The sequence below is a fragment of the Kitasatospora sp. MY 5-36 genome (genome assembly GCF_001182915.1).
Classification (GTDB): Bacteria; Actinomycetota; Actinomycetes; order Streptomycetales; family Streptomycetaceae; genus Kitasatospora.
Genome location: NZ_LFVW01000175.1, coordinates 1 through 15,198 on the forward strand (window position 1 = coordinate 1; position 15,198 = coordinate 15,198).

Annotated in this window: 13 protein-coding genes and 1 pseudogene; 7 read left to right on the plus strand and 7 right to left on the minus strand. The window is 74.0% G+C overall.

Features of this window, described 5'->3' with window-relative positions; translation table 11 throughout:
- The 3 genes from AE652_RS13140 to AE652_RS13150 all read left to right on the plus strand — a co-directional run.
- Positions 1–1,963 (plus strand): phosphocholine-specific phospholipase C (locus AE652_RS13140; RefSeq protein ID WP_049651502.1); only part of this gene is annotated, 1,963 nt, incomplete at its 5' end.
- Between the two features lie 85 nt (positions 1,964–2,048).
- Entirely contained in the window at positions 2,049–2,522 is a 474-nt protein-coding gene (locus AE652_RS13145) for a VOC family protein (RefSeq protein ID WP_049651503.1), read from the plus strand.
- Between the two features lie 4 nt (positions 2,523–2,526).
- On the plus strand, positions 2,527–2,976 hold the full coding sequence (locus tag AE652_RS13150) for an SRPBCC domain-containing protein (protein WP_049651504.1): 450 nt from the start codon (positions 2,527–2,529) through the stop codon (positions 2,974–2,976).
- A gap of 37 nt (positions 2,977–3,013) precedes the next feature.
- Here the strand turns inward: AE652_RS13150 and AE652_RS13155 are convergent, their stop codons facing one another.
- Together AE652_RS13155 and AE652_RS13160 are read right to left on the minus strand one after the other, a co-directional pair.
- Positions 3,014–4,267 (minus strand): aromatic acid exporter family protein, encoded by a 1,254-nt coding sequence (locus AE652_RS13155; RefSeq protein WP_049651505.1) that lies wholly within the window; start codon positions 4,265–4,267, stop codon positions 3,014–3,016.
- A gap of 131 nt (positions 4,268–4,398) precedes the next feature.
- Positions 4,399–5,133 (minus strand): polyprenol monophosphomannose synthase, encoded by a 735-nt coding sequence (locus AE652_RS13160; protein WP_049651506.1) that lies wholly within the window; start codon positions 5,131–5,133, stop codon positions 4,399–4,401.
- Positions 5,134–5,291: 158 nt separating this feature from the next.
- On the opposite strand from AE652_RS13160, the gene AE652_RS13165 reads away from it, so the two are divergent.
- Positions 5,292–6,128, plus strand: coding sequence for a hypothetical protein (locus AE652_RS13165; RefSeq protein ID WP_049651507.1), 837 nt, complete (start codon positions 5,292–5,294; stop codon positions 6,126–6,128).
- A 10-nt stretch (positions 6,129–6,138) separates the two neighbouring features.
- Here the strand turns inward: AE652_RS13165 and AE652_RS13170 are convergent, their stop codons facing one another.
- Positions 6,139–7,734, minus strand: a complete 1,596-nt coding sequence (locus AE652_RS13170; RefSeq protein ID WP_369808291.1) for a N,N-dimethylformamidase beta subunit family domain-containing protein — start codon at positions 7,732–7,734, stop codon at positions 6,139–6,141.
- A 406-nt stretch (positions 7,735–8,140) separates the two neighbouring features.
- Here AE652_RS13170 and AE652_RS13175 point away from each other — a divergent pair, with 406 nt between their 5' ends.
- Positions 8,141–10,042, plus strand: a complete 1,902-nt coding sequence (locus AE652_RS13175) for an APC family permease (RefSeq protein ID WP_049651508.1) — start codon at positions 8,141–8,143, stop codon at positions 10,040–10,042.
- A gap of 64 nt (positions 10,043–10,106) precedes the next feature.
- Here the strand turns inward: AE652_RS13175 and AE652_RS13180 are convergent, their stop codons facing one another.
- Positions 10,107–10,376 (minus strand): GlsB/YeaQ/YmgE family stress response membrane protein, encoded by a 270-nt coding sequence (locus AE652_RS13180; protein WP_049651509.1) that lies wholly within the window; start codon positions 10,374–10,376, stop codon positions 10,107–10,109.
- 271 nt (positions 10,377–10,647) lie between these two features.
- Here AE652_RS13180 and AE652_RS13185 point away from each other — a divergent pair, with 271 nt between their 5' ends.
- On the plus strand, positions 10,648–11,013 hold the full coding sequence (locus AE652_RS13185; RefSeq protein ID WP_049651510.1) for a hypothetical protein: 366 nt from the start codon (positions 10,648–10,650) through the stop codon (positions 11,011–11,013).
- 60 nt (positions 11,014–11,073) lie between these two features.
- Here the strand turns inward: AE652_RS13185 and AE652_RS13190 are convergent, their stop codons facing one another.
- Both AE652_RS13190 and AE652_RS13195 read right to left on the minus strand, forming a co-directional pair.
- Positions 11,074–11,874, minus strand: a complete 801-nt coding sequence (locus AE652_RS13190; protein WP_199823087.1) for a HEAT repeat domain-containing protein — start codon at positions 11,872–11,874, stop codon at positions 11,074–11,076.
- A 95-nt stretch (positions 11,875–11,969) separates the two neighbouring features.
- Positions 11,970–12,683 carry a TetR/AcrR family transcriptional regulator C-terminal domain-containing protein gene (locus AE652_RS13195; RefSeq protein WP_049651511.1) on the minus strand — a complete coding sequence of 238 codons (714 nt, stop codon included), beginning with the start codon at positions 12,681–12,683 and terminating at the stop codon, positions 11,970–11,972.
- A gap of 137 nt (positions 12,684–12,820) precedes the next feature.
- Here AE652_RS13195 and AE652_RS13200 point away from each other — a divergent pair, with 137 nt between their 5' ends.
- Entirely contained in the window at positions 12,821–14,020 is a 1,200-nt protein-coding gene (locus AE652_RS13200) for an FAD-dependent monooxygenase (RefSeq protein ID WP_049651512.1), read from the plus strand.
- Positions 14,021–14,060: 40 nt separating this feature from the next.
- Here AE652_RS13200 and AE652_RS13205 read toward each other — a convergent pair.
- Positions 14,061–15,198, minus strand: a pseudogene (locus tag AE652_RS13205) (hypothetical protein); the annotation flags it as partial.

Below are 15,198 nucleotides of genomic sequence, written 5' to 3' on the forward strand. Positions count from 1 at the left end.
GGCCGCCGGCGCCACCGCCCTGAGCGGTCTGACGGCCGCCCAGGCCGCCGCCGCCCCGGCCCCCGCTCCCGCCGCCGGTGCCAAGCCCGGCACCCCGCTGACCGGCACCGTCAAGGACGTCAGGCACGTCGTCGTCCTGATGCAGGAGAACCGTTCCTTCGACCACTACTTCGGCACCCTGGCCGGCGTCCGAGGCTTCGGCGACAAGCAGGCGCTCCAGTTCCCGGACGGCACCGACGTCTTCCGCCAGCCCGACGGCCGGCGCAGCGACGGCGGCGTGATGCTGCCGTACCGGATGGACACCGCCAAGTACAACGCGCAGAACGCCGGCGGCCTGCCGCACGACTGGGCCACCGGCCACCAGGCCATCAACAACGGCGCGATGAACAAGTGGATCGCCGCCAAGGGCGAGCGCACCATGGGCTACTTCACCCGGGACGACATCCCCTACCAGTACGCCCTGGCCGACGCGTTCACCGTCTGCGACGCCTACTTCACCTCGCTGGCCGGCCCGACCGACCCCAACCGGCTCTACCTGTGGACCGGCACGTCCGGCCCCGGCCGCGACGGCACCACCGGCCCGTGGATCGACAACACCCCGGTCACCGACAACCCCGTCGCCGACTGGACCACCTACGCCGAGCGCCTGGAGGCGGCCGGCGTCAGCTGGCGCGTCTACCACAACCCCAGCAAGGACGAGCGCACCGGCGACTACGACGACAACGCGCTCTCCTACTTCAAGCAGTTCCACAACTTCCCGCACGACGACCCGCGTTACGTCAACGCGATGACGAAGTTCGACCCCGCCGACTTCGACCGCCACTGCAAGGACGGCACCCTGCCGACCGTCTCCTGGCTGGTCGCGCCGTACCTGTTCTCCGAGCACCCGGAGGCCGGCCCGGCCTACGGCGCGCACTGGGTCGACCAGGCCCTGCGGTCGCTGACGTCCAACCCGGAGGTCTGGCGGCACACCGTCTTCCTGGTGATGTACGACGAGAACGACGGCTACTTCGACCACATGGTCCCGCCCACCCCCGAGCCCGGCACCCCCGAGGAGTTCACCCAGGGACGGGCCATCGGCCTCGGCAACCGGGTGCCGCTCTGGGTCGTGTCGCCCTGGTCGCGCGGCGGCTGGGTCAACTCCCAGGTCTTCGACCACACCTCGGTGCTGCGCTTCATGGAACTGGTCACCGGGGTGGCCGAGCCCAACATCTCGGCCTGGCGCCGGGCCGTCTGCGGCGACCTCACCAGCTGCTTCGACTTCGCCGCCCCCGAGCTCTCGATCCCGGTGCTGCCCGACACCAAGGCCCTGATGGCCAGGGCCGACGCGGGCACCAGGCTGCCCGGCGTCGCGCTGCCGGCGGTCGGCGCCCAGGCGATGCCCGTCCAGGAGCGCGGCGAGCGCCCGCACCGCCCGCTGCCGTACCAGCCGTGGGCCGACGTCGAGGTGGACCGGAAGACCGGCAAGGTCACCTGCACGATGAGCAACGACGGCTCGGTGGCCTTCCCGTACACCGTCTACCCGAACATCCTGCTCCCCTTCGCCGGCACCCCGTACACCGTCGCCCCCGGCGCCACCGCCCGGTACGTCTGGGACGCCGCCACCACCGACGGCCGCTACGACTTCACCGTGCACGGCCCGGACGGCTTCGTCCGGCGCTTCGCCGGCACCGTGGTCCGCGACGGGCAGGACGGCCAGAACGACATCGGCGTGCCGATCGTCACCGTCGACCTGCGCGGCAGCCGCAAGCTCACCCTGCAGCTCGTCAACGACGGGATGACCGACGTGGCCTTCACCGCCGCGCCCAACGACTTCGCGGGCACCGCGCAGACCGTCTGGGTCAAGCCCGGCAAGCAGGCCGACCTGGCCTGGCCGCTGGACGAGCAGGGCCGCTACGACGTCGTGGTGACCGCCCACACCGGTCAGCGCTTCGTCCGGCGCTACGCGGGCTGGGTGCACTGACCCGGCGACGGCCGGGGGCGCCGATCCGGTGACCCCCGGCCGTGGCTCGGCCGCCCCGACGGACCCCGCCGTTACCGTCGGGCGCATGCAGAAAATCACCACCTCCCTCTGGTTCGACGACCAGGCCGAAGAGGCCGCCGCCTTCTACACCACGCTGTTCCCGAACTCCCGGGTCCTCAGGACCACCCGCTACGGCGAGACCGGCCCCGGCCCGGCGGGCTCGGTGATGACCGTCGAGTTCGAGCTCGCCGGCCGCGCGTACGTGGGCCTCAACGGCGGCCCGGCGTTCCACTTCACCGAGGCGATCTCGCTCCAGGTGGCGTGCGACGACCAGCAGGAGGTCGACCGGCTCTGGGCGGAACTCACCGCCGACGGCGGCCAGCCCGGCCCGTGCGGCTGGCTCAAGGACCGCTACGGCCTCTCCTGGCAGATCACCCCCCGGGTGCTGCTCGACCTGGTCTCGGGCGAGGACCGGGCCACGGCGGACCGCGTCTTCGCGGCCATGCTGCGGATGCAGAAGATCGAGATCCAGCCGCTGCTCGACGCGGCGAAGGGGTGAGCCCGTGACCGCCTTCAGCCACCGCGGCATCACCTACCTGCGGGCCACCCCCGAGCGGGTCTGGCACGCGCTCACCAACGCCGACGAGTCCGGCCTCTACTGGGGCCACCGCAACGTCTCCACCTGGCTGCTCGGCGCGCCCTGGGAGCACCAGCGGACCGACGGCTCCGGGACCGCCGACGTCATCGGCACCGTCGAGGCGGTCGACCGCCCGCACCTGTTGGTCACCACCTGGGCCGGGCCGCAGGAGGGGCGCGCCGCCTTCCCCTCCCGGGTCACCTTCGAACTCCAGGGCTGGCACGACCTCACCCGGCTCACCGTCACCCACGTGGACCTCGCCGACGAGGCCGCCCGGGCGGACGCCGAACAGGGCTGGTCGGCGGTGCTCGCCAACCTCAAGACCTACCTGGAGACCGGCCACCCGCTGCCGCAGGAACCCTGGCTGATGCCCTGAGACCCCGGCGCCCGCCAAACCGCCGGGTGTTCCACCGCTACGCCGCCGGGCGGTCCGCCGCAGCGGACGTCCGGCCGCCGCGGGCCCGTTCGCCCCGCAGCAGGCGGCGCAGCCAGGCGTAGCGGGAGAACCGCTCCCGGTTCGCCACCGAGGCCCGGTCCAGTTCCTCCATCAGCCGCCGGCCGCGGTGCTCCAGGTCCATCTCGTCCAGGATGCGGTCCACCTCGGCCAGTATCGAACCGTGCAGCTGCCAGGCCTCCGGGTGCTCCTGGACCTTGCGCAGCAGCACCTGGGCGACGTTCTCCCGGCAGGCCCAGGCCGCCGCCAGCTCGGCGGTCAGCCGCTCCTCCGCCTCCTCGGCGCTGCGGCTCACCTGGGTGGGCACCAGCACCGCGTAGCTCACCATCGCGCCGCCGACGTGCGCCAGCAGCTCCTCCAACCCCGTCGCGACATCCGGCGGGAAGAGCCGTTCGCCGGGCGCGCGCCGCTTGGCCAGGTCGGTCAGCGAACGGGCCAGCACCCGGATCACGACGACGCAGATCTCCAGGGTGTCCAGCCCGGTGCGCAGCACCAGCCGGGACAGCAGCCCCTCGCTGATCCGCGGGTTGAACCGCAGGCTGTCCTCGGCCTGGCGCAGTGCCGCGTCCACGTCGGCGATCGCCTGGTCCAGCCGGCGGGCCTCGTGCAGCCGCTCGGCGGCCCGGGCCACCGGGGTGGGGCGGCCCAGCTCCTCGGAGATGTCGAGCAGCAGCTGGCGGGCCCGCCGGGCCAGGTCCTCGATCGACTCCCCGGCGGTGTCCACCCAGACCGGCGGCGCGAACACCAGGTTGAACAGCAGGCCGACGGCCGCGCCGATGAGGGTCTCCAGCACCCGGTCCCAGGCCTGCGAGGCCAGCTTGGTCACGCCCAGGATCAGCATCGCGCTGATCGCGACCTCCTGGACGAACTCCTCGACCCGGACGAACCGGCCGACGACCAGCGAGGCCAGGATGATCAGCCCAAGGCTCCACCAGGAGAGCCCGACCACCGCGCTGAACCCGATCGCGATCAGCACCCCGACCACCACCGAGTTGACCCGGCGGATGCTGGTCTTGAGCGTCGAGTAGACGGTGACCTGGACGACCAGCAGCGCGGTCAGCGGCGCCGTCAGCGGGGCGGGCTCGCTGCTCAGCCGCGTCGCCACCGCGAAGGCGATGGTGGCCGCGACGGTGGCCCGGACGCTCTGGACCACGAACGGTTCTCGGGCGCCGCGGCGGACCAGGTCCGTGAGTGTCTCCGGGAGAAGGGCCATGTCGCCCTTCTTTCCCCGCGGCGGCCGTTCACACCGCTCCGGCGGCGGTCCGGCACCCGTACGACCGCACCGGGCCGGCGTCCTGCCGTGCCCGGTCCCGTCCGGTTCCGCCCGGTCCCGTCGGTGCCTCGTCAGCCCTCGCGGTTGAAGCGCAGCTTCCAGGGCGCCAGCGCGGACTCGACCTGCACGCCCATGCTCATCTTCGAGGCGCCCTCGATCCGCTCCTCGAAGCGGATCGGCACCTCGCGGATCGTCATGCCCTGCTTGACGACCCGGTAGTTCATCTCGACCTGGAACGAGTAGCCGTTGCTCCGCACCGTCGGCAGGTCGATGGCGCGGAGGGTGTCCGCCCGCCAGGCCTTGAACCCGGCGGTGGCGTCCCTGACCCCGAGGCTGAGGATCGTGTTGACGTAGAAGTTCGCCCAGGCCGAGAGCGCCTTGCGGTGCCAGGGCCACTCCTCGGCGGTGGAGCCGCCGGGGACGTAGCGGGAGCCCAGCACCACGGCGGTGTCGCCGCCGAGCAGCAGCTCGACCATCGCGGGTATCGCCGAGGCCGGGTGGGAGAGGTCGGCGTCCATCTGCACCACGACGTCGGCGCCCTCGTCCAGGGCCCTGGCCATGCCGGCCAGGTAGGCGCGGCCGAGGCCGTCCTTCTCGGTGCGGTGCAGCACGCCCACGGTGCCGCCGGAGTCCGCGGCGAGCTTGTCGGCGATCTCGCCGGTGCCGTCGGGGGAGTTGTCGTCGACCACCAGCAGGTGCAGGTCGGGCACCGGGAGCTCCGCGAGCAGGCCCGCGAGGACCGGGAGGTTCTCCCGCTCGTTGTACGTGGGGACGACCACAACGACCTTGGGGGAGGCCTCGACCATGTTCTGTTTCCCTCGTGCCTGCTCCGGATGAGACCGTGCGAGTGTATCGGGCGTTCCGACCGCCTCCTGCCCCGGCCGGAGGTCGGAAGCCCGTTCGATCACGATGCGGTACCGTGACGGGCCTCGAACGCCCGGAACAGTAGCCCCGGAGAGCTCCCATGACGATCCGTCGCACCACTGTCCTGCCCGCCACCGCCCTCGCCGTCGCGCTGGCCGCGCTCACCGGCTGCGGCTCCGACGGCGCCGCGCCGCCGCCCGCCGCCGGGACGTCCGCGGGCGGGGTGCCCGCCGGCGCCACCACCGGAGCACCACCGGAAGCCACCGGGGCACCGGCGGAAGCCACCGGGGCGCCCGCCGACCCGACCGGGGCCTTCGACCCCGCGGTCGCGGTCGCCCACCGCTCCCGGGAGTCGTACGCGGCGACCTCCGAGATGACCGTCGAGACGGGCGAGGGCGCCGAGAAGGACGTGCTCACCGTCACCGGCCGGGCGAACCACAACACCCCGGCCGAGGGGTCCCGCCTGGAGACCAAGATGGTCCGCGGGTCCTCCGTCCTGGCCTGGGAGGAGAAGGTGGTCGTCGACCAGGCCGTCTACCGGCGGGACAAGGAGAACGGCGGGACCGGCTGGACGACGGACCAGAAGCCCCCGGCGAGCGCCGGGACCGGTGCGCAGGACACGGACGGCTACGCCAAGGTCCTGCTGGACGCCGGGCCCGCCGCCCGCAAGGGCATGGAGACCGAGGCGGGCGTGCCGGTGTTCCACCTGGCCGCCCGGCTCTCCCCGGCCGAGCTGCGCCGCGCGGACCCGACGTACGGGGACGGACGGCAGAACCAGGGCACGGACGCGGCGGACGTCCAGCTGTGGATCGACCGGCTCGGCCGGACGGTCCGGGTCGAACACTCGACGGTGGTGGCCGGCCGGCCGGTCGTGACGAGGGAACGCCTCTCGGACTTCGGCCCCGCGGAGACCTTCACCGCGCCGTCCGCGGGCTGAGCCGGGCTGGCTACGCCGGGCCGTAGACGGCGTCGAGGTTGTCCTGCGCCGGGTGGGTCCGGCCGGCCGGGCCGGCGGCGAAGGCGCGCAGGACGTTCTCGGTGACCTGGCGGACCAGGTCCCCGGCGTGCGAGTCGATGCCGTGGTCGGCCCGGCCGCCGCCGGGGCCGCGGGCCTCCAGCGCCTCGACCCAGCGCATCGTCCCGGTGGCGAACACCCCGGCCCCGCTCGGCACGGTGTAGTAGGCGGTGTCGGAGTGGGAGCGGCGGCCGTCGCACACCACGGGGGAGTGGGCGATCACCTCGATCGGGCGCGGGGTGGGGAAGCCGGTGTGCACCCGGTCGTACTCCACCCCGACCAGGTGCGGGAAGGAGGCCCCCGCCGCGACGCCCGTCCCCTCGTACGCCCAGTGCCCGGGCGAGGTGACCACGTACGGGGCGTCCACCGGGTAGCCGTCGTAGATGACGCCGAGCATCGAGCTCTCCGGGTCGGCGCCCGGTCCGGTCCGGAAGTCGGTGGTCGCCGGGGCGCCCGCCTGGTGGCCCGGGTCCTGCGCCCAGGCGTCCTTGTAGCAGACCACCGTCCGGTCCGGCCCGAGGTCGGACGGCTCGAACCGGATCCGGCGGTAGCAGCAGTTGGCGCCCAGGACCGCCAGGTTGGTCCCGGCGTCGCGGGCGGCGACCACGTTGGCCCGCTGCTCGGGTGACCAGTACTCGTCGTGGCCGAGCGACAGGACGGCGCTCGCCCCGGTCAGCAGGCCGGGTTCGCGGGCCACGTCGACGCCGGTGGTGTAGGCGAGCGGCAGGCCGAGCCGTTCGGCGAGGGCGACCAGCGGCGCCTCGTAGACCAGGAACAGCCCGGCGCCGTGGTCGTAGTCGTACGGCCGGTCGAAGACGACCTTCAGCGAGCGGGTGGCCAGGCCGCCGGTCGGGCCGTTGTAGAGGCTGTAGCCGCCCCACTCGTTGTAGGCCTGCCAGGTCGCCGGGGCGCTCATCACCACGGTCCGGCCCGCGGTGCTCGCCGAGCGGACGGTGAGCGGGACGTAGCGCCGCCCGGAGCCGTCCTCGGCGTCCAGGCGCAGCAGATAGGCGCCCTCGGGCCAGCCGGCGGTGTCCACCGCGAGGGTGCGCTGCCAGCCGGTCAGGACGGTGCGGGTCGCCGGGTCCACGTGCGGCGCGGCCTGCTTGCCGCCGGGGACGTGCTCGCGGCGCCAGACCAGCCGGGCGCGGGCGCCGTCGTACCAGCCCATCCGGTAGGCGGAGACGGTGAACGCGGTGGCGGGGGTGGAGACGTGCAGGCCGAAGGGCTCGCCTGGCAGGACGCTGACCCGGTCGGCGAAGCCCTCGATGGCGCCGTCCGGGCCGGGGTCGGTGATCTCCCAGTCGGCGTTGCCGGGGCGGGAGCGCTCGCTCGTCGGGCCGGTGTGGCCGTCGGCGGCCGGGCCGGCGGTGCCGGGTGGCGTGGACGCCGGGGCGGCCGGTGCGCCCGCCGCCCCGGCGGACGGGTGCGCGGCGGGGGCCGCATCCGGGCGACGGGGGCCGCAGGAAGTGACGGCGGCCGCCATCAGGCCCAGGCCCAGGATCCTCCGCCGACTCGGCTCCGCCACCGCTTCCTCCGTTTTTCCTGTCCCTGCCCGGTCCGTGGGCGCGCCGGCCCGGCCGGTGGCGCGCTGTGCGGCGCCCGCCCGGTGCGTCGGTGCTCGCGGACATCCTCGCGTGTTCCGCGAGGTCCGTGCAGCCTGGCACACCGGACCGGGCGCGGCCGCACCCGCCTCGGGACGGCCCGCCACCGGGGAGGGCCGTACGGGCGCACCCGGGCGTGTCGGCCCGCGCGGTTGACCGGCCCCGGCGGGCCGGTCCCCTAGCCTGACCAGGCCCGCCGTCCGGCGGCCACAGGGGGTCCGGAGCCGTACGAGGCCGGCCGAGTCGTGGACAGGGGTGCCCGTGGTGTCGTCGGGGTCGGCCGAAGCAGGGGCGGGGCCGGTCACCCGGCGCGGGCGGTTCCGGGAGTGGATGCTGGAAGGCCTGGCCGACCTGGCCAAACAGCACCCAGGCCCGCACGCCGAGGCGCCGCACGAGAAGGGCCAGCGCTGGTGGCGGGTCATGTGCCTGACCGGCCTGGACTACTTCTCCACGCTCGGCTACCAGCCCGGCATCGCCGCGCTCGCGGCCGGACTGGTCTCGCCGCTGGCGACCATCGTGCTGGTGGTCGTCACCCTGCTCGGCGCGCTGCCCGTCTACCGGAGGGTCGCCCAGGAGAGCCCGCACGGCCAGGGCTCGATCGCGATGCTGGAACGGCTGCTCTCCTTCTGGCAGGGCAAGCTCTTCGTGCTCACCCTGCTGGGCTTCGCGGCCACCGACTTCATGATCACCATCACCCTGTCCGCCGCCGACGCCAGCGCCCACCTGGTGGAGAACCCGCACCTGCACAGCGCCCTGACCGGCAAGCAGGTGATGCTGACCCTGATCATGATCGCGCTGCTCGGTGCCGTCTTCCTCAAGGGCTTCAGCGAGGCGATCGGCCTGGCGGTGGTGCTGGTCGCGGTGTACCTCTCGCTGAACGTCGTGGTGGTCGCCAACGGGCTGTGGCACGTGCTCAAGGCCCCGCACGTGTTCAGCGACTGGACGCACGCGCTGACCGTGGAGCACGGCAACGCGATCGCGATGATCGGCGTCGCGCTGATCGTCTTCCCGAAGCTGGCGCTCGGCCTGTCCGGCTTCGAGACCGGCGTCGCCGTGATGCCGCACATCGAGGGTGACCCGGACGACACCGAGGAGAAGCCCACCGGCCGGATCCGCGGCGCCCGCAAACTGCTGACCACCGCCGCCGCGATCATGAGCGTGTTCCTGATCGCCACCAGCTTCATCACCACGCTGCTCATCCCGGCCGACCAGTTCAAGGCCGGCGGCCAGGCCAACGGGCGGGCGCTCGCCTACCTCGCCCACGAGTACCTGGGCAGCACTTTCGGCAGCGTCTACGACCTGTCCACGATCGCCATCCTCTGGTTCGCCGGGGCCTCCGCGATGGCCGGGCTGCTCAACCTGATGCCGCGCTACCTGCCCCGCTACGGCATGGCCCCGCACTGGGCCCGCGCGGTGCGGCCGACCGTCATCGTGCTCACCCTGATCGCCTTCCTGGTCACCTGGATCTTCGACGCCAACGTGGACGCCCAGGGCGGCGCCTACGCCACCGGCGTGCTGGTGCTGATCAGCTCCGCCGCCATCGCGGTGACCATCGCCGCCCACAAGGCCGGGCAGCGCCGTTGGCGCACCGGCTTCGCGGTGATCGCGGGGGTGTTCCTCTACACCACGGCGGTGAACATCGCCGAGCGGCCGGACGGGGTCAAGATCGGCGCCTGCTTCATCGCGGGCATCATGCTGCTCTCGTTCCTGTCCCGGCTCAAGCGGGCCTTCGAACTGCGCGTCACCGACGTGGTGCTGGACGACGTCGCGGACCGGTTCGTCCGGGACTACACCCACCGCCCGCTGCGGCTGATCGCCAACGAGCCGAACAGCCGGGACCTCGCCGAGTACCGCGACAAGATCCACCAGATCCGGCGGGACAACGACATCCCGGCCGAGGACGACCTGGTGTTCGTCGAGGTCACCGTGCTCGACCCGTCCGACTTCGAGGCCGTGCTGACGGTCCGCGGCGAGGTGCTGCACGACCGCTACCGGGTGTTGGCGCTGGAGAGCTCCAGCGTGCCCAACGCGCTGGCCGCGCTGCTGCTCGAGGTGCGCGACCTCACCGGGCAGCAGCCGCACATCTACTTCGAGTGGACCGAGGGCAACCCCTTCGCCCAGTTCCTGCGGTTCTTCCTCTTCGGACAGGGCGAGATCGCCCCCGTCACCCGCGAGGTGCTGCGCGAGGCCGAACCGGACCGGTCCCGCCGGCCGGCCGTCCACGTGGGCTGAGCGGGCGGCCCGGCCGGCGGGTCGGCCGGCGGATCGGCCGGTCCGGGTGCCGGGGGTCGGCCGGTCAGCGGTTCTGGTGGGACTTCGTCCACGCGGGCGCGACGAAGGCCACCAGGGCGACGGCGAAGGCCAGTTGCAGGATGTGCCGGATCCAGTCGATGCCCGAGGTGTGGCGGACGCCGATCCAGCCGGAGACGGCGTTGCCGAGCCAGGCTCCGGCCGCGCCGAGCAGCATGGTCAGCCACCAGGGGATCGACTGCGGTCCACGCAGGATCAGTTTGGCGAGCACGCCCAGCACGAAGCCGATGAGCAGAATCCACAGGAGCTGGAACATCGCAGTCCACCTTCCGGGCGCTCCCGGGGCCGACGGCCCGGTGCGCCGAATCGCCGATGACGCGGTTCGTCCCATGATCACCCGGATCCGGCGAACGGGCATGTCGACGGGAGAGTGCGCAGGTCAGCCGCGTACCGGTGGAGCGCTCCCGGCGGGGAATGGGCGAGAACGCGCCGCAGGTCGGGCCGGAAAGTCGCTGTCCGTCATCGGCTCCGCACGGATAGGAATGGGCGGGACGCGGACGCGCCGCGTCACCGAGAGGAGCCGCCCCGTGATACGCCTTCGTTCCGCCGTCCTGACCCTGGGCTGTACCGCCGCCGCGCTGACCCTGACCATGGGGACGGCCCAGGCCGCGCCCGGTGACACCAGCACCAGCTGCTCCTCCTCGCTGACGCCGGGCGGCTTCGTGGACGTCCAGTGGTGGAACAGCGCGGGTTGCGGCTCCGGTTTCACCCCGAACACCAAGAAGATCATGCAGCTCACCGGCTACCCGGTCGGCACCGTGGTCAACGCCTGCGCCTCCACCTGGCCGCCGGCCGGCTGGACGATCGTCAGCACCTACTACGGCTCCGGCTGCAACTACTCGGCGGTGCCGAGCCTGGAGAAGAACTCCTGGCAGCTCAAGCGCGTCTCCTGACGGCGGCGCACCGGCCGGCGGAGCGGTGCTGCCCGTCCGGGGCGGGCCGCCGGCCGGGGCTCAGCTCTCCCTGACCGCCTCGACGGCCCCGCGGACCAGCGGGTCCGGATCGTCCGCCAGGCCGTCCAGCAGCTCGGCGACGCCCGGGGTCGACCAGCCGCCGACGGCCCAGACCAGGTCCGTCCGCACGCCCGGGTGCGGGTGGTCGGCCAGTCGGGCGAGCAGGTCCACCGGGCCGCGGCGGCGCAGCCCGAACCAGTGCAGGGCGGTGCGCAGTTCGTACGGGTCGCCGGGTTCGCCGGCCGCCGCGATCCGGGCCAGCAGCACCGGGACGGGCGGCGGCGGGCCGTCCAGCGGGTGCGGGTGGCGCTCGCGCAGCCGCCTGCTGCCGTACTCGCCGCGGATACGGCAGCCGAAACAGGTGCAGGGCCGGGTGCCGTGGGCGCCCGGGACGTAGCGCCAGCCGGTGGCCTGCGGCACGGCGCGGACCCGGTGCACCTCGCGGGCGCCCACCGCGCGCGGCAGGAACACCTCCCAGCCGCGCGGGTCGGGCAGGGCGCCGATCCGCCGGACCGCCTCGGCGGCCCGCACCGGCCGCTGGGCGTCCAGGGCGCGGTCGCGGTAGTGCCCGGTCAGGACCTCCTGCCCGTCGTCCAGCCGGAGGTGCACCGCGACCAGTGCGCCCTTGGGGCCGAACCGGGCCAGCTCGCGCAGCCACTGGTGGGTCAGCGTGTACGAGGGCAGCACGGGGAAGCAGTACACCCCGCGTGCGCCGCCCTGGCCCCGGCTGTCGGCGCGGATCCCGGCGCGGCGGATGCGCGGCGCGTTCGCCGCGGCGGTCAGGTGCACGAACATCGCCATGGGGCGCGATCCTAGCGAGCGGCCGGGTGCGGGCCGAGCGGTTTTCCCGGGCCTCCGGTTCCTCGCCACCGGGCGATCCGGGGTGCTGCCGCGGGTCAGGCGCCGGCCGTGCGGCGGTCGATCAGGGCGGCCAGCCCGTCCAGGATGCGCTCCAGGCCGAACTCCAGCGCCTGGTCGCGGCCGTCGGGGTCGGCCATGGCGGCGGCGACCGCCGGGAAGCGGTCGGCGTTCTCCTGGACCACGGTGCCGAGGGCGGCGAGGAGTTCGGCCTCGGGGGTGTCGGCGGGGCCGGCGGCGCGGGACTGCGCGGCGATTCCGCGCACGTGCCCGGTGAGCAGGACGGCGGCGTCCATCCGTTCGGGGCCGGTCAGCCCGTGGCCGTCGAGCGCCGCCACCACCCGCTCCAGCCAGGCGAGTTCCCTCGGACCGAGCGCCCGCGCGCCGACGGTGGCGTCCAGCAGCCACGGGTGCCTGGCGAAGGACTCGGCCAAGTGGTGGGCCCAGGCGGTGAGTTGCTCCCGCCAGTCGGCATCCTCCGGTGCGTCCGGGGGTGCGTCGACGGCCGACTCGACCATCAGGGCGACGAGTTCGGCCTTGCCGGGGACGTAGCGGTAGAGCGACATCTTGGTGAAGTCGAGCAGCCCGGCCACCTTCTGCATGGAGACCGCGCCGAGCCCCTCCGCGTCGGCGAGCTCGACCCCGGCCGCGGCGATCCGCTCCAGGCTGAGGGCCGGCTTCGGCCCGCGGGTGGGTTTGGGGGCCGGGCCCCAGAGCAGCCGCACCGTGTCGTTCGCCGCCTCGGCCATCATCCGCTCCCGTTCTGGGGTTCCGTTCGGGGCTTGCCACCTGGGGGGTTGCCCTTCCCGCTCAACTGTGTCTACCGTACACAGCAACAAACAGTGTCCGCCAGACACAGTTTCACGATCCTCGGACGGAGTGGATTCCCATGAGCACCAAGGTCCTGATCTCGGGCGCGAGCATCGCCGGCCCCGCGCTCGCCCACTGGCTGGGCCGGTACGGCTTCGAGGTGACCGTGGTCGAGCTGGCCCCCGCGCTGCGCGACGGCGGCCAGGACGTCGACTTCCGCGGCCGCACCCACCTGACCGTGCTGGAGCGGATGGGCGTCCTGGAGGAGCTGCGCACGCTCGGCACCGGCGGCAGTCCGATGACCTTCGTCGGCCCCGACGGGCGCCAACTGCTGCACCTGCCCGCCGAGTTCGCCGGCGGCGACCTGGAGGTCCCGCGCGGGGAGCTGGCCCAGCTGCTCCACCGGCACAGCAGCGCCCGCGCCGAGTACGTCTTCGGCGACTCGATCACGGCGCTGGAGGAGACCCCGGACGGGGTCCGGGTCGCCTTCCGGCACGGGGCGCCGCGCGAGTTCGACCTGGTGATCGGCGCCGACGGACTGCACTCCACCGTCCGCCGGCTCGCCTTCGGCCCCGAGCAGCGCTACGTCCGCCACCTCGGCTACTACGCGGCCACCTGGCAGCTGCCCAACGACCTCGGACTGCCCGTCGGCGGAGTCGGCCTCAACGTCCCCGGTCGGCTGATGTCCGTCGGCGCCGACCACCGCGACCCGAGCCGGGCCGGTGCTTTCTGCCTCTTCGCCTCGCCCGAACTTCGCTACGACCGCCACGACCCGGCGCGGCAGAAGGAACTGGTCCGGGCCGCCTTCGCGGGCCTCGGCTGGCGGGTGCCGCAGCTGCTGGAGAGCCTGGACGCCGCCCCCGAACCGTACTTCGACTCGATCAGCCGCGCCGACGTGCCTGCCTGGTCGACCGGTCGGATCGCCCTGATCGGCGACGCCGCCTGCGGCGCGACCATCGGCGGCATGGGCACCGGAACGGCGGTGGTGGCCGCGTACGTCCTGGCGGGCGAGCTGGCCCGCGCCCGCGGCGACCACCGGGCCGCCTTCGCGCGGTACGAGCACCTCCTGCGCGGCTACGCGCAGGGCTGCCAGAAGGGCGGCGACCGCACCGGCCCGTTCCTCGCGCCGCGTACGGCCATCGGGCTGCGGTTCCGCAACGCGCTGCTCAACCGGCGCTGGGCGCTGGAGAAGATGCTGGAGCTGGGCAAGCAGGTCAGCAGCGTCGAACTACCGGACTACGAGCGGGAGCTGTCCCGTCGGACGCGGGCCGCGGCCTGAACGGGAGCGCTCGGGGTGGAAGGGAGACGGGGCGCGGGGCTCAGTGCGGTGGGTCGATCCGGGCGCCGTTGTCGAGCAGCGCCTCCACCTGGACGGCCGCGCGGGCGGGGCGTTCGACGGCCAGGGTGCGGTCCGGCGCGGGCCGGTCGGCGGACCAGCCCGAACCCTTGAGGGTGAGCCGGGTGACCCGGCGGCTGCCCGCCGCGAGCACGAACTCCGTCCCGTGCGGGGAACGCCACCAGGTCCAGGCCACGGCGTCCCGCTCGAAGCGGCCGCAGGCCCGGCCCGGTCCGCCGCCGGTGCGCTGCGCGCCGCGGGCGCCCGGCAGGACGACGGCGGTGGCCGCACTGCCCGCGCCGTCCCAGCGGTCGGCGCGCAGGCAGACCCAGGAGGCCGAGCCCGCGTTCTGCGGCAGCGGCTGGAGGGCGAAGGCCCAGAGGTTCAGCTGTTTGACGCCCGGTGTGCCGTCCGGAACGGCGCAGCCGGCCCGGGACCAGGCCAGCAGCGCGTCCTGGGCGGTCGCCTCGCGCGGCTCGCGGTCGGTCTGGGCGCGGTCGGCTTGCGTGCGGTCGGCCTGGGCTCGGTCGGGTGGTGAGCCGTCCGGCTGGGGGCGCTCCGGTGGCGGGGCGTAGGTGAGGTGTGCGGGGATCAGGCCGCCCAGGTCGGCCAGCAGGAAGGCGGACCTCTCGGCCTTCTCGGCGACCACCGGGGACGAGTGCAACTGGAGCAGGGTGGCGCCCTGGCAGTCGGCGGGCCCGCCGGCCGGGGCCGGGGAGGTGAGGCCGTCGGGGTGCTCCAACGGGTGGGCGGGGGTGTCGGGCCGGTCGATCCGGCGGGTCTCGGCGGAGTCCACCCAGGGCGCCAGCAGGTAGCGGACGGTGGCGCCCTGACGGCGCAGGACCACCGCGCCGGCCGTGGTCGGGTCCGCGTCGTCGGCCCGGGCGAGGTCCAGGTCTCCGCTGTCCCGACCGCCCTGACCGTTCTGGCTGTCGGTGTAGCGGGCGATCCGCTCGCCGTCGGAGAACACCACCACACCGGTGCCGTCCACCGTCCCGGCGAACAGCAGGTGCGGCGCGGGCGCGGCGGGCGGACCGGCGTCCGTACCTGGCTCGGCGTGGGTCCGGCTGCCGGGCCGGGCCCAGGCGGCCAGGGCGCGGCCGAGCAGCGCGCCGTCCTCG